Origin of the sequence: Nocardioides ungokensis, assembly GCF_013466985.1 — a bacterium.
Lineage (GTDB): Bacteria > Actinomycetota > Actinomycetes > Propionibacteriales > Nocardioidaceae > Nocardioides > Nocardioides ungokensis.
On record NZ_CP059164.1, the window covers coordinates 3694322 to 3714586 of the forward strand.

The 20265-nt window shown below is 70.7% G+C and carries 17 protein-coding genes and 1 pseudogene; 5 read left to right on the plus strand and 13 right to left on the minus strand.

Annotated features, from left to right (window positions below):
• Positions 1-24: 24 nt before the first annotated feature.
• From meaB to H0S67_RS18295, 6 genes are all read right to left on the minus strand, one after another.
• The gene (gene meaB / locus H0S67_RS18270) at positions 25-1011 is read right to left on the minus strand and encodes a methylmalonyl Co-A mutase-associated GTPase MeaB (RefSeq protein ID WP_180934195.1); all 987 of its coding nucleotides are present in this window, start codon (positions 1009-1011) and stop codon (positions 25-27) included.
• The gene (gene scpA / locus H0S67_RS18275; RefSeq protein ID WP_180934196.1) at positions 1011-3179 is read right to left on the minus strand and encodes a methylmalonyl-CoA mutase; all 2169 of its coding nucleotides are present in this window, start codon (positions 3177-3179) and stop codon (positions 1011-1013) included. The genes meaB and scpA overlap by 1 nt, the downstream gene beginning before the upstream one ends.
• Positions 3176-4915, minus strand: coding sequence for a methylmalonyl-CoA mutase family protein (locus H0S67_RS18280; RefSeq protein WP_180934197.1), 1740 nt, complete (start codon positions 4913-4915; stop codon positions 3176-3178). Before H0S67_RS18280 ends, scpA begins: the two co-directional genes overlap by 4 nt.
• A 95-nt stretch (positions 4916-5010) precedes the next feature.
• Positions 5011-5769 carry a ribbon-helix-helix domain-containing protein gene (locus tag H0S67_RS18285; RefSeq protein WP_180934198.1) on the minus strand — a complete coding sequence of 253 codons (759 nt, stop codon included), beginning with the start codon at positions 5767-5769 and terminating at the stop codon, positions 5011-5013.
• 88 nt (positions 5770-5857) lie between these two features.
• Complete coding sequence (locus H0S67_RS18290; RefSeq protein ID WP_180934199.1) at positions 5858-6412, minus strand: hypothetical protein; 555 nt, start codon at positions 6410-6412, stop codon at positions 5858-5860.
• A gap of 232 nt (positions 6413-6644) precedes the next feature.
• Positions 6645-8048: a DUF222 domain-containing protein gene (locus H0S67_RS18295; protein WP_180934200.1), complete on the minus strand. Its 1404-nt coding sequence runs from the start codon at positions 8046-8048 to the stop codon at positions 6645-6647.
• 282 nt (positions 8049-8330) lie between these two features.
• Here H0S67_RS18295 and H0S67_RS18300 point away from each other — a divergent pair, with 282 nt between their 5' ends.
• Positions 8331-8873 carry a GNAT family N-acetyltransferase gene (locus tag H0S67_RS18300; protein ID WP_343050514.1) on the plus strand — a complete coding sequence of 181 codons (543 nt, stop codon included), beginning with the start codon at positions 8331-8333 and terminating at the stop codon, positions 8871-8873.
• 42 nt (positions 8874-8915) lie between these two features.
• Here H0S67_RS18300 and H0S67_RS18305 read toward each other — a convergent pair whose 3' ends face one another.
• Genes H0S67_RS18305 through H0S67_RS18315 form a run of 3 tightly spaced genes read right to left on the minus strand, consistent with a single transcriptional unit; the run spans position 8916 to position 12355 of the window.
• Positions 8916-9692 carry a succinate dehydrogenase/fumarate reductase iron-sulfur subunit gene (locus H0S67_RS18305; protein ID WP_180934202.1) on the minus strand — a complete coding sequence of 259 codons (777 nt, stop codon included), beginning with the start codon at positions 9690-9692 and terminating at the stop codon, positions 8916-8918.
• 27 nt (positions 9693-9719) lie between these two features.
• A complete protein-coding gene (locus H0S67_RS18310) occupies positions 9720-11564 on the minus strand; it encodes a fumarate reductase/succinate dehydrogenase flavoprotein subunit (RefSeq protein ID WP_246354866.1) in 1845 nt (614 codons plus the stop codon).
• Positions 11564-12355, minus strand: coding sequence for a hypothetical protein (locus H0S67_RS18315; protein ID WP_180934203.1), 792 nt, complete (start codon positions 12353-12355; stop codon positions 11564-11566). The genes H0S67_RS18310 and H0S67_RS18315 overlap by 1 nt, the downstream gene beginning before the upstream one ends.
• Before the next feature lie 195 nt (positions 12356-12550).
• On the opposite strand from H0S67_RS18315, the gene H0S67_RS18320 reads away from it, so the two are divergent.
• The 4 genes from H0S67_RS18320 to H0S67_RS18335 all read left to right on the plus strand — a co-directional run bounded on the left by H0S67_RS18320 (position 12551) and on the right by H0S67_RS18335 (position 17265).
• On the plus strand, positions 12551-13621 hold the full coding sequence (locus tag H0S67_RS18320; protein ID WP_180934204.1) for a glycosyltransferase: 1071 nt from the start codon (positions 12551-12553) through the stop codon (positions 13619-13621).
• A gap of 79 nt (positions 13622-13700) precedes the next feature.
• On the plus strand, positions 13701-14402 hold the full coding sequence (locus tag H0S67_RS18325) for a succinate dehydrogenase cytochrome b subunit (protein ID WP_180934205.1): 702 nt from the start codon (positions 13701-13703) through the stop codon (positions 14400-14402).
• 12 nt (positions 14403-14414) lie between these two features.
• The gene (locus tag H0S67_RS18330) at positions 14415-16442 is read left to right on the plus strand and encodes a fumarate reductase/succinate dehydrogenase flavoprotein subunit (protein WP_180934206.1); all 2028 of its coding nucleotides are present in this window, start codon (positions 14415-14417) and stop codon (positions 16440-16442) included.
• 79 nt (positions 16443-16521) lie between these two features.
• The gene (locus tag H0S67_RS18335; RefSeq protein WP_180934207.1) at positions 16522-17265 is read left to right on the plus strand and encodes a succinate dehydrogenase/fumarate reductase iron-sulfur subunit; all 744 of its coding nucleotides are present in this window, start codon (positions 16522-16524) and stop codon (positions 17263-17265) included.
• Positions 17266-17350: 85 nt separating this feature from the next.
• On the opposite strand, the gene H0S67_RS18340 is transcribed toward H0S67_RS18335, so the two are convergent.
• The 4 genes and pseudogenes from H0S67_RS18340 to trpS all read right to left on the minus strand — a co-directional run bounded on the left by H0S67_RS18340 (position 17351) and on the right by trpS (position 20262).
• Positions 17351-17593, minus strand: coding sequence for an SCO4848 family membrane protein (locus H0S67_RS18340; protein ID WP_180934208.1), 243 nt, complete (start codon positions 17591-17593; stop codon positions 17351-17353).
• Positions 17590-18564, minus strand: coding sequence for a YihY/virulence factor BrkB family protein (locus H0S67_RS18345; RefSeq protein WP_180934209.1), 975 nt, complete (start codon positions 18562-18564; stop codon positions 17590-17592). Before H0S67_RS18345 ends, H0S67_RS18340 begins: the two co-directional genes overlap by 4 nt.
• Positions 18565-18648: 84 nt before the next feature.
• Positions 18649-19169: pseudogene (locus H0S67_RS18350) on the minus strand (2'-5' RNA ligase family protein).
• A gap of 34 nt (positions 19170-19203) precedes the next feature.
• Positions 19204-20262 (minus strand): tryptophan--tRNA ligase, encoded by a 1059-nt coding sequence (trpS, locus tag H0S67_RS18355; RefSeq protein WP_180934210.1) that lies wholly within the window; start codon positions 20260-20262, stop codon positions 19204-19206.
• Positions 20263-20265: the final 3 nt, after the last annotated feature.

The following is a 20265-nucleotide window of genomic DNA, read 5'->3' on the forward strand; positions in this document are numbered from 1 at the left end:
TGGGGACGTAGCAGGCTCGTACGCTCAGGCGCCGGTGTCGTAGGCCGCCAGGATGCGGTCCGCCGCGGTGGTCGCGGGCAGCTCCCCGGCCAGCACGGCGGCCCGGACCTGGTCCCGGATCGCCGCGACGCCGTGGGAGTGGCGCAGCCGCTCGGCCAGCTCGTCGCGGACCAGCGCCCACATGAAGTCCAGCTGCTGGCCTGCCCGCTTGTCGGCGAGCCCCTGCTCACCGAGGTGCTCGCGGTGACCGAGCACCCGCTCCCACAGGTCGTCGACGCCGACGCCCTCCAGCGCCGAGCAGGTCACGACGGGCGGTGCCCACTCCCCCTTGCCGCGGACCATCCGCAGCGCCCCCGCGAGCTCGCGGGCCGCGACCCGGGCCTCCTGCTCCCGGTCGCCGTCGGCCTTGTTGACCGCGATCACGTCCGCGATCTCCAGGATCCCCTTCTTGATGCCCTGGAGCTGGTCACCGGTGCGCGCCAGGGTGAGGAAGAGGAACGTGTCGACCATGCCGGCCACGGTGACCTCGGACTGGCCGACCCCGACGGTCTCGACGAGCACCACGTCGTACGACGCGGCCTCGAGCACGGCCATCGCCTGGACGGTCGCCCGGGCCACCCCGCCGAGGGTGCCGGCGGAGGGCGAGGGCCGGATGTAGGCGTTCGGGTCGTGCGCCAGCCGGGCCATCCGGGTCTTGTCGCCGAGCACCGAGCCCCCGGTGCGCACCGAGCTCGGGTCGACGGCCAGCACGCCGACCCGGTGGCCCCGGGCCGTGAGCCGGGTGCCGAGCGCCTCGACGAAGGTGGACTTGCCGACCCCGGGGACCCCGGAGATGCCGACCCTCACCACGGGCGCGCGGGCACCGGTGACGTCGGGGTCGCTGAGATCGGCCAGCAGGTCCCTCGCCGCCGCCCGGTGGGCGGGCTTGGAGGACTCGACCAGCGTGATGGCCCGCGACACGGCGGCACGCCGGCCTGCGCGCACGCCCTCCACGAGCGCTGCGACCTCCATCAGTGGTCCAGCTGCTCCCGCAGCTTCGCCAGCAGGTCCAGGGCGGACTCGGCGATGACCGTGCCGGGCAGGAAGACGGCCGCGGCGCCCATCTCCTGCAGGGTCGGGACGTCGTCGGGCGGGATCACGCCGCCGATGACGATCATGATGTCCGGGCGCCCCTGGTCCGCCAGCGCCTGCTTCAGGGCCGGCAACAGCGCGAGGTGGCCGGCGGCCAGCGACGAGACTCCGACGATGTGCACGTCGGCGTCGACGGCCTGCTGGGCGACCTCCTCGGGCGTGGAGAACAGCGGCCCGACGTCGACGTCGAAGCCCATGTCGGCGAAGGCGCTGACCACGACCTTCTGGCCGCGGTCGTGGCCGTCCTGGCCCATCTTGGCGACCAGGATGCGGGGGCGCCGCCCCTCGGCCTCCTCGAACTCCTCGGTCGCGTCCAGCACCCGCTGCACCAGCTCGCTCCCCGAGGAGCCGGACTCGTCCCTGAACACGCCTGAGATCGTACGGATGACCGCCTGGTGGCGGCCGTAGACCTTCTCCAGCGCGTCCGAGATCTCGCCCACCGTCGCCTTCGCGCGGGCGGCGTCGACGGCGAGGGCCAGCAGGTTGCCGTCCAGTCCGGCGCCGGCGCCGCGCTCGGCCGAGCCCGTGAGCGCCTCGAGGCTCCGGCGGACCTCGTCGTCGTCGCGCTCCGCACGCAGCCGCTCGAGCTTGGCGATCTGCTGGCGGTAGACGTCGTCGTTGTCGACCTTGAGGACGTCGAGCCGGTCCTCGGCCGCGAGGCGGTAGGTGTTGACGCCGATCACCTTCTGCGCGCCGGAGTCGATCCGGGCCTGGGTGCGGGCGGCCGCCTCCTCGATGCGCATCTTGGGGATGCCCTGCTCGATCGCCTTCGCCATGCCGCCGGCGCGCTCGGCCTCCTGGATGTGGGCCCAGGCGCGCTCGGCGAGGTCGTGGGTGAGCCGCTCGACGTAGTGGGAGCCGCCCCACGGGTCGATGGTGCCCGTCGTACCGCTCTCCTGCTGCAGCAGGAGCTGGGTGTTGCGGGCGATCCGCGCCGAGAAGTCGGTCGGCAGCGCGATCGCCTCGTCGAGGGCGTTGGTGTGCAGCGACTGGGTGTGGCCCTGGGTGGCGGCCATCGCCTCGATGCAGGTGCGCTGGACGTTGTTGAAGACGTCCTGCGCGGTGAGCGACCAGCCGCTGGTCTGCGAGTGCGTGCGCAGGCTCAGCGACTTGGGGTTCTTCGGGTCGAACTCGCGCACCAGCCGCGCCCAGAGCGCGCGGGCGGCGCGCATCTTGGCGACCTCCATGAAGAAGTTCATGCCGATCGCCCAGAAGAACGACAGGCGCGGCGCGAACTGGTCGATGGTCATGCCGGTCGCGAGGCCCGCGCGGATGTACTCGACGCCGTCGGCGAGCGTGTACGCCAGCTCCAGGTCGGCCGTCGCCCCGGCCTCCTGGATGTGGTAGCCGGAGATCGAGATCGAGTTGAAGCGCGGCATCTTCTCGGCGGTGTAGCTGAAGATGTCGGAGATGATCCGCATGCTCGGCTGCGGCGGGTAGATGTAGGTGTTGCGGACCATGAACTCCTTGAGGATGTCGTTCTGGATCGTCCCCGTGAGCTGCTCCGGCTTCACCCCCTGCTCCTCGGCCGCCGCGATGTAGAGCGCCAGGACCGGCAGGACCGCGCCGTTCATGGTCATCGACACCGACATCTCGTCGAGCGGGATGCCGTCGAAGAGGGTGCGGGTGTCGTAGATCGAGTCGATCGCCACGCCGGCCATGCCGACGTCGCCGCGCACGCGCGGGTGGTCGGAGTCGTAGCCGCGGTGGGTGGCGAGGTCGAAGGCGACCGACAGACCCTTCTGGCCGGCGGCGAGGTTGCGGCGGTAGAACGCGTTGGACTCCTCCGCGGTCGAGAAGCCGGCGTACTGCCGGATCGTCCACGGCTGCGTGGTGTACATCGTCGGGTAGGGCCCGCGCAGGAACGGGCTCAGCCCGGGCAGGGTGTCGAGCGCGTCGAGGCCCTCGACGTCGGCCTGGGTGTAGAACGGCTTGATCTCGATGCCCTCGGGGCTGTGCCACGCCTCCCCGGCGCTGGGCGCCGCCGCGTCGGTCGGGCCGTTCGAGCCCCCGAGCGGGAGTCCGGCGAAGCTCTTCGGAATGCTCATGCCAGCTTCTCCCTCGTCCGGGTCAGGAAGTCGAGTGCGTCCACGCCCATCGCGCAGGAGTCGTCGGTGCCGTCGAGCGGCTTGCCCGCGATGATCACCCAGGTGGCACCCGCCTCACGCAGCGCAGCGGCCGCGGCGGCACCCCACTCGGCGTACGCCGCGTCGGTGCCGGCCAGGCAGACGACTGCCTGGCCGTCGTAGGCCGCCACCAGCTCGCCGGCGTCCGTGGTCGGGCCGGCCACGTCGACCGCGATCCCGCCGGCGGCGAACAGGTTGGCGGCGAAGGTGGCGCGCGCGGTGTGGGCGGCGACCGTTCCGAGGGTGGCGAGGAAGACGTGCTCGCTCACGGGCTCGTCGCGCAGTGCCTCGAAGCTGGCGCCGTAGCGGCGGACAGGACGGGCGGTCGGGTCGGCCGGCCGCTCGGGCAGCACCCCGGCCAGGTCGGGGAACTCGGTGAGCCCCGTGATCGGGCGCTTGCGCCGGACGATCTCGGCCTCACGTCGGGCGACGGTCTGCTCGATGGCCTCGTCGAGGGACTCGCCGTCCTCCAGCCGGCCGAACACCTCCCACCCGGCACGGGCCAGGTCGTCGGTGAGCTTCTCGACGGCGTAGGAGCCGCCGGCCGGGTCGGTCACCCGGGCGACGTGCGACTCGGAGATCAACAGGCTGGAGGTGTTGCGCGCGATCCGTCGGCCGAAGGCGTCGGGCACCCCGAGCGGGCTGTCGAACGGCAGCACGGTCACCGCGTCGGCCCCGCCTACGCCGGCGGCGAAGGCGGCGACGCAGGTGCGGAGCATGTTCACCCAGGGGTCGTACTTGCTCATCATGGGGCGGCTGGTGACGGCGTGCTGCCGCTGCGCCCACCCCCCGGTCTCCTGCGCCGAGGCCTCGCTCAGCTCGAGCACCCGGGCCCAGAGCCGGCGGGCTGCGCGCAGCTTGGCGATGGTCGTGAACTGCTCGTCGGTGGCGGCGTAGCGGAACTCGAGGAGGCGCGCCGCCTCGTCGACCGACAGGCCGGAGCCGGTCAGCACCCGCAGCACCCGTGCGCCCACGGCCAGGGAGTGCGCGAGCTCCTGGGCGTCGGAGGCGCCGCGGTCGTGCGCGGCCGTCGCGTCGACGACCACGGCGAGGGTTCCGGCCCGCCGCGCGAGCTCGGCGACGGCCACCAGGTCCTCCTCGGCGGCCTCCCCGCTCACGCCGAGGTTGGTGCCGGGCGCGAGCTCGCGGCCGTCGGCGTGGGCGAGGAACGCCTCGGCGACGGCGACCGGTGCGGTCGGCGCGTCGAGCACGACGGGCGCCAGGTCCAGCAGCACGCCGTCGAGGAGCGTGGCGAGGTCGGTGTCGGCCGACGCCTCGAGCCAGAGCGAGGTCACGCCGCCGTTCAGGTCGACGAGGGCGGCCTCGTTGCCCGCCTTGGCGTCGCCGACAGCGAGGTGCGCCCGGATGTCCCAGTCGCCGGCCCGTGTCGGGCGTCCCGAGGTCTCGAGGTCCTCGAGCAGCGATGCGGTTCCGAGCGGCGTGACGGGGATGCCGTCGAGCGTCGTACGCGTGAGCCTGTCCCAGACCAGGTCGTCGGGGTCCTCGTCGCCCATCCGTCGCGACTTGCGGAGCACGGCGGCGGCGGCCTGCTCCCAGTCGGAGATGCTCCATCGGTCGCCCGGGTCGGACAGGTCCAGCGTCCCCTGCTCCGGCTCGAGCTCCTCGGGCTCGTCCAGCCCGCCCTCGACCTGTGTCATGGTGCGAACGATAGGAGCACCCGCGGAACGGGTTCCAGCCAGTGTGACTTTTTCAATGCGCGTTCAGTGCGCGTTCAGTGCGCGGGCGACACCGGTCAGGACTCCTCCGCGGTGGTCATCGGCACCTCGGCCTCGGCCAGGTAGCGCTCGATCGCCTCCTCGAGAACGGCGTCGACCGGGCGGCCGCTGCGCTCCCCCACCGTGGCCAGCCGCTGCGTCAGCCCGGGCGGCACGGTCAGGACGGTTGCCCTGGCCGGCGCAGGACGGCTCGCGCCCGGGCCGAACCTCGCCAGCGCCGCCACCACGACGGTGCCGAGCACGTCGAGGATCGCGACCACGCCGAGGGTGCGCAGGTAGAGGCTCCCCGGGTCGTGGACGCCGAGCACGAGCGCGGAGAGCAGTCCGGCCAGCGCCGCGGCCATGGCCAGGGTGCCGACCAGGATCCGGCGCAGCATCGGGCGGGCCAGCCGGCCCAGCACCAGCAGCAGGCAGGCCTGCGCCAGGGTGGCCGCCACGATCGCCCCGACGCCGAAGGACTGGCCGAGCAGCTCGTTGGGCGGGGTCTCGTAGTCGCGCCAGATCATGAACAGCGCGCTGACCACCGGGACGACCACGACGACGCCGCCGACCACTCCGACGAGCTGGTACGGCGTACCGGCCGTGGTGAGGTAGCAGAGCACGACGACGCTCGCGATCCCGACCAGCAGCGTCGTCAGCAGGACGCGGGCCTCGGGCGCGCCGAAGGCTCCCCCGCCGATCAGTGCGATCACCCCGAGCAGGGCCGCGAGGGAGAACGAGCCGATCGTGATCCGCACGATCGCCGTGCGGATCGGAGCGGCGGACTGCTCGACCATGCCCGATGGTCCCACCGGCGAGACCCGCCGGACACCGGCCGATGGTCCCGGCCAAACCGGGTCGGGCGCCCTGACGTCGCTACGACCGTTACGCGGCCAGCCAGACGTCGAACGACCGGACGAAGCGGTCGTGGCTGGCGACCATGGCTGCTGCGTCACCGGGGACGCGCAGGACGTGGTCCCCCGGCACGACCAGGTGCTCACCCGGGAGCGCGTCGAGCACGCGCTGGCTGAAGTAGGGGTCGTCGGCGCCGATGACGACGAACTGCTCGGCGGGGTAGGACAGGAGAGGCTCGGCGAGGTCGGGCTCCGTGAGGAGCGGTGTGAGGCACGCGGCGTCGTACCCGCGCGCGGCGGCGACCGGGGCTGCCATGGTCCCGAGCGACTTGGCGACGACGATGACGCGCCCCGCGAAGCCGTCGACGGCCGCCTCCAGCTGGGATCCGACCCAGGCGACCTCGTCGGCGTCGCTGCTGAGCTGCGGCACCTCCCACCAGACCTGGCGCACGTCCCAACCCCGCATGAGGGCCACCTGGGCGGCGAAGAAGAGCATCGGCCCGTCGGGGGTGTACCTGCTGCCCGGGAGGATGACGCACCTGCCGACCGAGGTCCCGTCAGCGGCGAGGTCGACGTAACGAGTCACCGCGACACGGTCCCACACTCGTCGGCAGATCCGTGCGGGTCGATCGCGGATCGCGGTCGAGCGTCAGGCTGGCTTGCGTGCGAGCCACATGGCTCCGGACGCGGGATGCTCAGGCCCGCGCATCGGGAGTCCGCCGTATCCGTCGGTCGAGACGTCCATGCCCGGCATAGCGATCCACGACACGAGTGACACGGATCGGAGCCTGGTGCCTCGGATGAACACAAACCTCGAGTCAGGCGACGCAGCTGTAGACACCGGGGTCGAGCTCGACGATCTCGGGATGGTGGGTGCCCTGGTGGTCGACGATGCGCCACAGGCCGTTGGGGGTCTTCCAGAGCTTGGTGGTCGAGTCGATGATCCACACCACGTAGGGCAGGTGGGTCTTGGCCCGGTGGTGGCCCCTCGTGAGGGGCTGGGCATTGGTGTCGCTGGTCTGGCCCGGTGGTCCGTCGGCGTCGTACGTCACGGGGTGGTCCATGTCGGCCGCTCGGCCGGTGCCGATCATCGTGACCGAGCCGGGAAACCCGTCGCCGGGTGACCGGAGCCTGGCTCGGGTCTTCATGGTGGTGGGGTGCTCGTAGCCGTCCACGGCTCGCTGCTCATCGAGGTCGATCACCGGGGTCATCGTGATGTTGACGTGGCCGAGCAGCGTGACCAGCTGGGCAAGCAGCTGCGGGCCGAGCGTCTCCACCCGGGCGACGCCCGGGGCGCGACGGGTCAGGACGTCCTCGTGCAGGTGGACGAACACCTGCGCCTTCGGCCGGAGCCGGGAGAGGTCCAGGGTCCTGAGCAGCTCCAGAGCTCGCTCGGACAGGGCGACCGAACGCGACGGAGGCTCGATCGGGGCCGCCTGGGTCGACTCCAGGATCAGCTGGAGCGCCTCTGCGGGCCGGGCGAGCCAACCGAACGCCAGGGAGCGGAGCTCGTCGCGGTTGAGGTCGCGAGGAGTGTCGGGGCGCAGGTCCTCTCGAGCATCGAGGATGTCGGCGACCTGCTCGACGGTCGCGTCGAACCAGGTGGCGTCACCGGCATCGAGGCGGGCGAAGATGGTGCGCAGTCCGTTCTCGTCGGTGCGGGAGACTCCCACGAAGCGGCGGCGCAGCTCGGCCTCCACCTTCTCGGCATGGGCCTCCGGGTCGGCCTCGATGACCTTGGCCTCGGCCAGGCTGAGCAGCCGGCCCGACGGCAGCGTGCCGATCACCGGCGCCAGGGCCACGTCGACCAGCCGGACCGCCTCGAGGGACAACTGGCGGGTCATCCGGGCGACCTGGCGGACCACCCAGATCTCACAGCGCAGCTCGTGGGCGGCAGTCCAGACCAGCGGGAGGCGGTGCTGCAGGTCAAGGGTGTCGGCAACCATGCTGCGGGCGGCATTGGTGTGGCAGTCGAAGGCGATGCCGAGCTCGGGCAGGGACAGCTGCCGCAGCGGCGGAGTCCCCTCCCCACCGACGATCACCAACCGGTCGCAGCCGGGAACCGCCGTGTGGCCGGGGTCGGTCCGCGGGTCCGAGGAGTGCAGGGCCGCCCAGTGCGCGGCCAGCCGCAGGTCCTCCAGCTCCCCTGCCCGGCGCTCGACGACTCGCTGCTGCGCCAGGGCGAGCAGACCCGGGGCGTCGAGGTCGTCGATGGAAGCCATGCATCATGGTAGTCCAGTTTGACTTCATTCGTCAATATGTTCGAACAGGTTTCGGACCGACGGCACGACACACGCTGCGGCACACGCTGCGGCACACGCTGACGCGGGACCGCCCGGGAAGTCGCTGGCCGCGACCATTGCCTGCTGACAGGGTGAGCGCATGTCGCTGACGCTCGAGGACCTGTGGCCACCGTTCGCACTCTCCGTGACCTGTGGTCCGCTGACACTCCGAGCGATGCGCGACGAGGATCTGCCCGAGCTCGTCGAGGCCGCCGCTGAGGCATTCACGGCGATGACAAGCGACCGTTCCCGTGGGCCTGGGCCGACCAGCCGATGCCGTGGCTGGGGCGAGATCTCGCGAGTCGCTACTGGAAGTACCGCGCCACCTTTCCGGGAGATGAGTGGGCCCTTCCCCTCGTCGTCCGCCACGAGGGCCGGATCGTCGGCATCCAGGGCGCCGAAGCGTCCCGGTTCCCGGTCCTGCGGACACCGGACACGTTCTCCTGGCTGACCCAGTCCATGCAGGGCCGCGGTCTGGGCACCCTGATGCGTCAGGCGATCTGCGCTCTCTTCTTCGATGAGCTCGACGTCCATGCCATGACCAGCGGCGCCTACGCGGACAACCCCGCATCTGCGGCCGTGAGCAGGAAGGTGGGCTTCGTGCCCAACGGCACCAGGCTCGAGCTGCGGGACGGCGACGCGGCTGAGCACAACAAGTTCATCCTGACCCGGGATCGGTTCATCAGGCCCGCCGTGCCGGTGACCATTCGGGGTGGCGCCGCACTCAGGGTCTTCGCGGGCGTTGCGCGCCCCGGGGACGGCTAGCTCCGCGCCCGCCACAGCTACGACACCTCAGGGCACGCGCGCTCAGACTTCCGTGCGGCCGTCGTCGTCCTTGTTGCGGATGCCGATCTTGCTGCCGAGCCAGACGAGCGGGTCGAACTTCCGGTCGATCACGCGCTCCTTCATCGGGATGATCGCGTTGTCGGTGATCTTGATGCCCTCGGGGCACACCTCGGTGCAGCACTTGGTGATGTTGCACATCCCGATCCCCGCCGCGCCCTGGGCCAGGCTCCGGCGGTCATGGGTGTCGAGCGGGTGCATGTCGAGCTCGGCGTACCGCAGGAAGAAGCGGGGGCCGGCGAAGGCCGGCTTGTTCTCCTCGTGGTCGCGCACGACGTGGCAGGTGTTCTGGCACAGGAAGCACTCGATGCACTTGCGGAACTCCTGGCCGCGCTCGACGTCGACCTGCGCCATCCGGCGCTTGCCGTCGGCGTCGCGCGGCGGCGGGGCGAACGACGGGAGCTCGCGTGCCTTCTCGTAGTTGAAGGACACGTCGGTCACCAGGTCGCGGATCACCGGGAAGGTCCGCATCGGGGTGACGGTGATGGTCTCCGTCTCGTCGAAGTCCGAGAGCCGGGTCATGCACATCAGCGCCGGACGGCCGTTGACCTCTGCGCTGCAGGAGCCGCACTTGCCGGCCTTGCAGTTCCAGCGGACGGCGAGGTCCCCGGCCTGGGTGGCCTGCACCCGGTGGATCGCGTCGAGCACGACCTCGCCCTCGGACACCTCGACGGTGTAGTCGCCCAGCTCCCCGCCGTCCTGGTCGCCGCGCCAGATCCGCATCTTCAGCTCGTATCCCATCGGGATCTCCCTACTCGAAGAAGGACTTCAGGTCGTCGGGCATGACGGGCAGCGCTGGTGGGCCAGGTCGACACCCGTGCCGGCGGCGTCCAGCCTCAGCACCAGGTTCTTGCTCCCCCACGTGTCGTCCGGGCCCGGGAAGTCGTCGCGCGTGTGCCCGCCGCGCGACTCCTGGCGCTCCAGCGCGGCCTTCGCGATGCACTCGGAGACGATCAGCATGTTGCGCAGGTCGAGCGCGAGGTGCCAGCCGGGGTTGTACTGCCGGTGCCCCTCGACGACGAGGTGCTGCGCCCGCTCCTTGAGGCGCTCGATCTCCTGCAGCGACCGCTCGAGCTCGGGTGCCGTGCGGATGATGCCGACCAGGTCGTTCATCGTCTGCTGGAGGTCCTGCTGGATCGTGTACGGGTTCTCGCTGCCCCCCTCGTGCTCGAACGGCGCCAGCGCGGTGGCCTGGGCCGCCTTGACGTCCGCGTCGTCCACGGTCGGGCGCGTGCCGCCCAGCCCGTCCGCGTGCGCGGCCGCGCTCTCGCCGGCCCGCCGCCCGAAGACCAGCAGGTCGGACAGCGAGTTGCCGCCGAGCCGGTTCGACCCGTGCATGCCGCCCGAGCACTCCCCCACGGCGTACAGGCCCTCGACGGCGCTGAGCTCGGTGTCGGCGTCGACCTCGACCCCACCCATCACGTAGTGGCAGGTCGGCCCGATCTCCATCGGCTCCGCGGTGATGTCGACGTCGGCCAGCTCCTTGAACTGGTGGTACATCGACGGCAGCCGCTTGCGGATGAACTCGGGAGAACGCCGCGACGCGATGTCGAGGAAGATCCCGCCGTGCGGTGACCCCCGGCCGGCCTTGATCTCGGAGTTGATCGCGCGCGCGACCTCGTCACGGGGCAGCAGCTCGGGAGGCCGCCGGTTGTTCTTCTTGTCGTCGTACCACCGGTCGGCCTCCTCCACGTTGTCCGCGGTCTCGGCCTTGAAGAACTCCGGGATGTAGTCGAACATGAACCGCTTGCCCTCGGAGTTCTTCAGGATGCCGCCGTCGCCGCGGACCGACTCCGTCACCAGCAGCCCCTTCACCGAGGGCGGCCAGACCATGCCCGTCGGGTGGAACTGCACGAACTCCATGTTGATCAGGCTGGCTCCGGCCCGCAGCGCCAGCGCGTGGCCGTCGCCGGTGTACTCCCAGGAGTTCGAGGTCACCTTGAACGACTTGCCGATGCCGCCCGTGGCCAGCACCACGCTCGGCGCCTCGAAGACCACGAAGCGCCCGGTCTCGCGCCAGTAGCCGAACGCCCCGGAGATCCGGCCCTGCGATCCCGCTCCCTTGTCCTTGAGCAGCTCGGTGACCGTGCACTCCATGAAGACGTCGATGCCGAGCGCGACGGCGCGCTGCTGGAGGGTGCGGATCATCTCCAGCCCGGTGCGGTCGCCGACGTGGGCGAGCCGGGCGTAGCGGTGGCCGCCGAAGTCGCGCTGCGAGATCAGCCCGTCGTCGGTGCGGTCGAAGAGGGCACCCCAGTCCTCGAGCTCCATGACCCGCTCGGGGGCCTCCTGGGCGTGCAGCTGAGCCATCCGCCAGTTGTTGAGCATCTTCCCGCCACGCATGGTGTCGCGGAAGTGCACCTCCCAGTTGTCCTCCGGCCACCGGTTCCCCATGGCCGCGGCGATACCGCCCTCGGCCATCACCGTGTGGGCCTTGCCGAGCAGCGACTTGCACACGATCGCGGTGCGCGCGCCCGCGTCGTGGGCGGCGATCGCCGCGCGCAGGCCGGCACCGCCGGCGCCGATCACCACGACGTCGTACCGGTGCCGCTCCAGCCCGACCTGCTCGCTGCCGGACATCTCGTTGCCGGTCATCGGGTGACGGTCAGACATCAGAAGAACCTCGGGTCGTCGAAGGCGTTGGTGGCCAGCAGGTAGACGTAGAAGTCGACCGCGGCCACCGAGAACAGCGAGAGCCACGCGTACTGGCTGTGCCGGGCGTTGAGCCGCGACACCCAGGTCCACATCCGGTAGCGCACCGGGTGCTTCGAGAAGTGCCGCAGCCGCCCGCCGACCGCGTGCCGGCAGGAGTGGCACGAGAGCGTGTAGAGCCAGATCAGCACGATGTTGACCAGGAAGATCAGCGTCCCGAGCCCCATGTGGCCCCAGTTGCCGTCCTCGTCGCGGAACGTCAGCACCGTGTCGTAGCTCAGGATCAGCGCCACCACGATCGCGAAGTACCAGAAGTAGCGGTGGATGTTGTTCAGGATCAGCGGCAGCCGGGTCTCGCCCGAGTACGTCTTGTGCGGCTCGGCCACGGCACAGGCGGGCGGGCTCAGCCAGAAGGCCCGGTAGTAGGCCTTGCGGTAGTAGTAGCAGCTCATCCGGAACCCGAGCGGGAAGATCAGGATCAGCAGCGCCGGCGAGAGCTGCCACCAGGTGAACGGCGTGCCGAAGTCGGCCGCCTCCTGGCACTTGCTCGTCAGGCAGGGCGAGTAAAAGGGCGACAGGTAGGGCGCGGAGTAGAAGTGCGCCGCCTGGAAGGCCCGGAACGTCGCGAACACGACGAAGCCGCTGAAGACGACGAACGTCGCCAGCGGCGCGAGCCACCACCGGTCGGAGCGCAGGGTCCTGGCCCCGATCCGGGCCCTGGTCGGACCGTCCACCCCGGACGCGCCTGACATGCCTGACTGTCCTGATGCCGTGCGCTGCGCGTCCGTCGACGCCATTGCCACCTCCGCGGGTGCCCTGATCGGTCCGGTGCTGGGGGTGAGTCTGCACACTCGGGGGACATTGTGAAAGGGGCCACACCGCGAGAGTTCACGCCGTGGTCACGTCGCGGCACCGTGGACGACGCCTCGTGCCGCCACTGTCGAGGCATGCGGATCACGCTCGTCACCGAGGCCTTCTACCCGGCCGTCGACGGCACGACCACCACCGTCAAGGCGGTCGCGGACCGGCTGATCGACACCGGCCACGAGGTGTCCGTCGTGGCGCCCGGGCCCGGTCTCGGCATCTACCGGCGCAGCCGCGTCGCGCGAATCTCGGGGCTCGACCGCTCCACCTCCCGCCTGCGGGAGGTCCTCACCGGTCTCGCCCCCGACCTCGTCCACGTCACCTCGCCGGGCGCCGTGGGGCGCAAGGCGCTCAAGGCGGCCCGGCAGCTCGGCGTCCCGAGCGTGGTGGTGGAGCAGTCCCCGGTGCTCGACCTGACCGCCGACTACTGGCGGTCCAAGGTCGCCGACCGGGCCGACGCCCTGCTGGTCACGACCCCCTGGATGGTGGACCGGGCCCGCGACCTGGGCGCCACGGCCGGGCTGTGGACCCCGGGCGTCGACACCGCGGCGTTCACTCCCCAACTCCGCGACCCCTGGCTCCACGCCAGCTGGTCGCGTGCCCGCTCACGCAGCGGGGCAGACGTCGTGGTGGGCTTCGTGGGCAGCCTCGAGGCCCGCCACGGCGTACGCCGACTGGCCGAGCTGGCGTCGGTGCCGGGGATCCGGCCGGTGGTCATCGGCGACGGCTCGCTGCACCGCTGGCTCGCCTCGCGGCTGCCGGAGGCCAAGCTCACCGGGGAGCTGCAGACCGGCGACCTGACGGTGGCGCTGGCCTCGCTCGACCTGCTCGTCCACCCGGGTGAGCACGAGACCTGCTGCCACGCCCTGCGGGAGGCCGCGGCCAGCGGGACGCCCGTGGTGGCGCCCCGCTCGGGAGGCGCCCTCCACGTGGTCCGCAACCTCGAGACCGGCCTGCTCTACGACCCGGCGGACCCGCACGCGATGCGCAGGGCCGTGTCCGCCGTGGCGGCGGACCCTCGTCGCGCCCTGCTCGGGGCCCGGGGTCGTGAGCTCGCGCTGGAGCGGGACTGGCGGACCGCCGTCGACGAGCTCGTGAGCCGTCACTACCGGCCCCTGCTCGCCGCCGATCACCGTTACCCGTCGCCTGCCTGAGCGAACCGCCCGGTAACCGGATCTATCTCACACTCCCCGCGGTCAAACGGGGGAACTCTGCGCGGTAGCGTGGCGTCTCGTGGCCACGACGACCCTTGTCAAGGGAGCGCGCTCGACGCGCTCGACCATCGCCCTGAAGATGCTGATGGCAGTCAGCGGCATCATCTTCATCCTGTTCGTGCTCCTGCACATGTACGGCAACCTCAAGGCCTTCGCGGGCCACGACGCCTACAACACCTATGCCGAGCACCTGCGCACCATCGGCGAGCCGATGCTGCCGCACGCGGGCCTGCTCTGGGTGATCCGCGTCGTGCTCGTCGTGGCGCTGGTGGTGCACGTGTACGCCGCGGTCACGCTGTGGCAGCGGGCCGGCAAGGCGCGCACGGTGAAGTACCAGGTGAAGAAGAACGCCGCCTCCTCCTTCTCCTCGCGCTTCATGCGCTGGGGCGGGCTGACGCTGCTGCTCTTCATCGTCTGGCACCTGCTGGAGTTCACCGTGCCCAAGGTCAACGTCGCGGGCGGCGCCACCAACGACCCGTACAACCTGCTCGTCGACTCCTTCGACGTGTGGTGGCTGACCCTGATCTACCTCGTCGCGATGGTCACGCTCGGGCTGCACCTGCACCACGGTGTGTGGAGCGCCTCGCAGACCCTCGGCCTCACCAACAACGCCAAGGCGCGCCGCAACGCGAAGACCCTGGGCTGGATCGTCGCGGTGGTCATCGCCGGCGGCTTCTCCCTGGTCCCGCTCTTCGTCCTCTTCGGCGTCATCACCAAGTAAGGGGTCCCGCACATGACCGAGTTCCCGGACACCACCACCACCTCCGACCCCTCCCACGACGCACCGGGTGAGCACGGCGACGACGCCGCCGGCTACTACACCCCCGGCGCCCCGATCGCCGACACCAAGGCGCCCGGCGGCCCGGTCAACGAGCGCTGGAACACGCGGAAGTTCGAGGCCCGCCTCGTCAACCCGGCCAACCGCCGCAAGCTGTCGGTGATCATCGTCGGCACCGGCCTGGCCGGCGCCTCCGCGGCCGCCACCCTCGGCGAGGCCGGCTACGTCGTGAAGTCCTTCTGCTACCAGGACTCCCCGCGGCGCGCCCACTCGATCGCCGCGCAGGGCGGCATCAACGCGGCCAAGAACTACAAGGAGGACGGCGACTCGGTCCACCGCCTCTTCTACGACACCGTCAAGGGCGGCGACTACCGCTCGCGCGAGTCGAACGTCTACCGCCTGGCCGAGGTCAGCGTGAACATCATCGACCAGTGCGTCGCCCAGGGCGTCCCCTTCGCCCGGGAGTACGGCGGCCTGCTCGACAACCGCTCCTTCGGCGGCGTGCAGGTCTCCCGCACCTTCTACGCGCGCGGCCAGACGGGCCAGCAGCTGCTGCTCGGGGCCTACCAGGCGCTGGAGCGCCAGGTAGCCGCCGGCACCGTCACGACGTACACCCGGCACGAGATGCTCGAGGTCATCGTCGTGGACGGCAAGGCCCGCGGCATCATCGCCCGCGACATGGTCACCGGCGAGATCGAGACGCACCTCGCCGACGTGGTGGTCCTCGCCAGCGGCGGCTACGGCAACGTCTTCTACCTCTCGACCAACGCGATGGGCTGCAACGTCACCGCCTCGTGGCGTGCGCACCGCAAGGGCGCCTACATGGCCAACCCCTGCTACACGCAGATCCACCCGACCTGCATCCCCGTCTCCGGCTCGCACCAGTCGAAGCTGACCCTGATGTCGGAGTCGCTGCGCAACGACGGCCGGATCTGGGTGCCGAAGAAGAAGTCCGACTGCGAGAAGGACCCGCGCGACATCCCCGAGGAGGACCGCGACTACTACCTGGAGCGGATCTACCCCTCGTTCGGCAACCTGGTCCCCCGCGACATCGCCTCGCGCGCGGCCAAGAACGTCTGCGACGAGGGCCGCGGTGTCGGCCCCGAGGTCGACGGCGTCCGCCGCGGTGTCTACCTGGACTTCGGCGCCGCGATCGAGCGCCTGGGCAAGGCAGGCATCGAGGAGAAGTACGACAACCTCTTCGACATGTACGAGCGGATCACGGGTGAGAACCCCTACGAGGTGCCGATGCGGATCTACCCCGCCGTGCACTACGTCATGGGCGGCCTGTGGGTCGACTACGACCTGCAGTCCTCGATCCCCGGCCTGTTCGTCACCGGCGAGGCGAACTTCTCCGACCACGGGGCCAACCGCCTCGGCGCCTCGGCGCTGATGCAGGGCCTGGCCGACGGCTACTTCGTCCTCCCGCACACCATCCGCGACTACCTCGCGGACGGCCCGTTCGAGAAGGTCCCCGCGGACCACCCGGCGGTCGTCGAGGCCGAGCAGGCGGTCCGCTCGCGGATCGACCACTTCCTGACCAACAACGGCACCCGCAGCGTCGACTCGTACCACCGCGAGCTCGGCAACATCATGTGGGAGTACTGCGGCATGGAGCGGACCGAGGACGGGCTGAAGAAGGCCATCGACCTCATCCGCACGCTCAAGGACGACTTCCACCGCAACGTGAAGGTCCTCGGCACCAACGAGAGCATCAACCAGTCGCTGGAGAAGGCCGGCCGCGTGGCCGACTTCTTCGAGCTCGGCGAGCTGATGTGCATCGACGCCCTGAACCGGCGCGAGTCCTGCGGCGGCCACTTCCGCGGGGAGTCGCAGACCGAGGACGGCGAGGCGCTGCGTCACGACGAGACCTTCGCCTACGTCGCGGCCTGGGAGTTCGCCGGAGACGACGAGCCGCCCGTGCTGCACAAGGAAGACCTCGTCTACACGGCCATCGAGATGAAGCAGCGGAGCTACAAGTGAGCGAAGCGAGAGACCGCATCGGTCTGCACCTGCCCACCACCGCACCTGTGCGGTCGAACTGCGAGCGAGCGATCAAGCGATGAGACTGACCCTCAAGATCTGGCGCCAGCCCAACGCTGAGTCCGCCGGCGCCATGCACACCTACGAGATCGACGGGGTCTCCGAGGACATGTCGTTCCTCGAGATGCTCGACGTGCTCAACGAGGACCTCATCGCCAAGGACGAGGACCCGGTGGCCTTCGACTCCGACTGCCGCGAGGGCATCTGCGGCATGTGCGGCCTGATGATCAACGGCCAGGCGCACGGGCCCGAGGTCACCACGACCTGCCAGCTGCACATGCGCTCGTTCAAGGACGGTGACGAGATCGTCATCGAGCCCTGGCGCGCCGACGCGTTCCCGGTCATGAAGGACCTCGTCGTCGACCGCGGCGCCTTCGACCGGATCATCCAGGCCGGCGGCTTCATCTCCGTCAACACGGGCTCGGCCCCCGAGGCGCACTCCGTCCCGGTCCCCCGCGACGACGCGATGCGCGCCTTCAACGTGGCGACCTGCATCGGGTGCGGCGCGTGCGTCGCCGCCTGCCCCAACGGGTCGGCGTCGCTCTTCATGGGCGCCAAGATCACGCACCTCGGCGAGCTCCCGCAGGGCCAGCCGGAGCGTGACAACCGCGTCGTCGGCATGGTCGCGCAGCACGACGCCGAGGGCTTCGGCGGCTGCACCAACATCGGCGAGTGCACCGCTGCCTGCCCCAAGGAGATCCCGCTCGACGTGATCTCCCGCCTCAACTGGGACCTGCACGCCGCCATGCGGCACGGTCACTGAGCAGCGGGGCGCCCGAGGGACGAAGTCGCGCGAGCGCGTCGAAATCCGGTGTGATGAGGCAGGGCGGTGACCGGCGGTCACCGCCCTACTTCGTCGTCTTCGCTGTTTCGTCGTCCGCCTTCAGCAGCTTCCAGCCGAGGCGCGCCAGCACGACTGCGATGACCAGGTCCACGATGATCAGGATCGTGTGCGCGACCCAGTAGCCCGTCGGGTGGTCCTCGCCGCGCGAGTGCGCCGCGGAGAGGTTCTTGGCGAACGTCAGCCAGATGACGACGTTCCAGACGGCGACGGCGAGCAGCAGCCAGCCGTGCTTGCGTTCGAGCTTCACGTGTGGTCCTTCGAGAGTCGTTTCCTGAGTACGGCGGTCGCGGCGAGCGCGGTGGCGCCCCCGGCGATGAACGGGGCCACCCAGGCCGGCCGGGCCCCGGGCGACCGCGTGACCTCGGTGAGGTCCGGCGTCTGCGGTCCCTGTGCCGGCGCGGCCTGCTCACCCACGCGCTGCGCCCGGGCCGCCGGCGAGGTGTGCGCCCAGGCGGCCGCGTAGAGCACCACCCGGGAGAAGTAGTTGATCCACACCACCAGGATCAGCGCGATGCCGAAGGCCTGGAACGCCGGGCTGCCCTGGGTGGCGGCGAACAGCCGCCCGGAGAGCTGCTTGAGGACCTCGAAGCCGATGCCGCCGAGCAGTGCGCCCGACCACAGCGACCGTCGCGGCGTGGGTGGCTCGGCCAGCAGCACGAACATCGCGAAGAAGAGCAGGACGTTGGCGCCGAACCCGAGCACCAGCGTCACGAGCCTCACCAGCCAGTCCAGCTGCGTGCTGAGCTGGAGCCAGGCGAGCAGGTCCTGGGAGAAGCCGCCCACGAGGCCGGCAACGGCGACCGACAGCAGCAGGACGACGCCGATCACGAAAAGGGTGAGGACGTCACGGAGCTTGCCGCCCACGAAGCTCGGCTGCTCCTTCGACGGGAGCTCGAACACCACGATCAGCGCGTCCCGCATCGCCGACAGCCAGCCGAGGCCGGAGTAGAGGAGCACGGCCACCCCGATGAGTCCGACCGCGGCGGCCGCGGACTCGATGTCCTGCAGCCGGATCTGCCCCTTCTCGGGTCCCACCAGGTGGGGCAGGAGGCCGTTGACGGCGTTGCGCAGGTCGCGCTTCGCTCCGGGGTACACCTTCGCGATCCAGCCCACGACGAAGAACGAGAGCGCGAGGATCGGGAAGAAGGACAGGAAGGCGAAGTAGGTGACCGCGCCGGCCTGCTGGCCGGCGTTCACCGCGCCGTAGTGCTCCTGCATGCGCACGGCGTGATCGACCAGGGGCCTGCGGGCGCGCAGGTGGGAGATGCGTGCGCTGACGCGCTGCCGGAGAGAGGGCACCGATCAGCTGCGGGCCGCGGCCAGCCGGAAGTCCTGGGTGGGCTGCCAGCCGTCCTGCTCGTCGTGCACGTAGAGGTGGAAGCCGGCGACGTCGAAGTGGCACTCGAAGTCGGCCAGGTCCTCGAACGCGCGGTCGAGCCGGTCGTCGTCGAGGTGGTGGGCGATCGTCACGTGGGGTGGTAGGGGAAGGCGATCTCGACGGCGAGCGGACCGCGGCGTACGGCGCCGGCCAGCTGCTCGCAGGCGGAGATCCCCTCGGCCACGGTCACGAACACCACCGGGGAGACGGGACGGAACGTCCCGGTCCCCCGCAGGTGGACCCTGAAGCCGGCGGCGTCGGAGGCGACCTCGGTGAGGTGCTTCTCGATGTCGACCATCTCGTCGTCGGCGACCTCGGTCGGGGGCACCAGCGTGATGTGGGTGGGGATCATCGTCGCCGTCGTGTCGCCGATCGAGGTGCGGTAGTCCTGGAGCTGGCTCGCCCACGGCTCGGGGATGGCGAGCGCGACTCCGATCGTTGGCATCTGGGACGTCCCTCCGGGTGGTGTTCGGTCGACCCTACTGGGGGGCGGCCACGAAGCCGACCCGCTGGTAGACGTCGCGCAGGGTCGCGTCCGCGACGGCGTGGGCCTGCTCCGCGCCGCGGCGGAGCACGTCGGTCAGGTGGGCCTGGTCGTCGAGCAGCTCGAGCGTCCGCTCACGGAACGGGGTGACGAAGTCGACGACGACCTCGGCGAGCTCCTTCTTCAGGTCGCCGTAGCCCCGGCCCGCGTAGTCCTGCTCGAGGTCGGCGATCGGGCGGCCGGTGAGGGCCGAGTAGATGGTGAGCAGGTTGCTCACCCCCGGCTTCTCCTCGGTGTCGAAGCGGATGTCGGAGCCGGAGTCGGTGACCGCGGAGCGGATCTTCTTCGCGCTCGCCCTCGGGTCGTCGAGCATCTCGATGATGCCGGCGGGCGAGGAGGCGGACTTCGACATCTTCGACGTCGGGTCCTGGAGGTCGGCGATCTTGGCGGTCGCCTTGAGGATGTAGGGCTCCGGGAGCCGGAAGGTCTTCTTGTAGCGGTGGTTGAACCGCTGCGCGAGGTCCCGGGTCAGCTCGAGGTGCTGGCGCTGGTCCTCGCCGACGGGCACGAAGTGCGGCCGGTAGAGCAGGATGTCGGCCGCCTGGAGCACCGGGTAGGTGAACAGCCCGACGCTGGCCGCACCCTCGCCGCCCTTGGCCGACTTGTCCTTGAACTGCGTCATCCGGCGGGCCTCGCCGAAGCCGGTCAGGCACTGCAGGACCCAGCCGAGCTGGGCGTGGGCGGGGACCTGGCTCTGGATGAAGATCGCCGACCGGTCGGGGTCGATGCCCATGGCCAGCAGCTGCGCCGCCGCCCGCAGGCAGCGCTCGCGCAGCACCTTGGGGTCCTGCTCGACGGTGATCGCGTGCAGGTCGGCGATGAAGAAGAAGGGCTGGTAGTCCTGCTGCAGGTCCACCCACTGGCGCAGCGCGCCGAGGTAGTTGCCGAAGTGGAACGAGTCGGCCGTCGGCTGGATGCCCGAGAGCACGCGCGGCCGGGAGGTGCCCGTCGCCGCCGCGGACGTGGCGGTCTCGAGCTCGGTCGTGGTGGACATGGG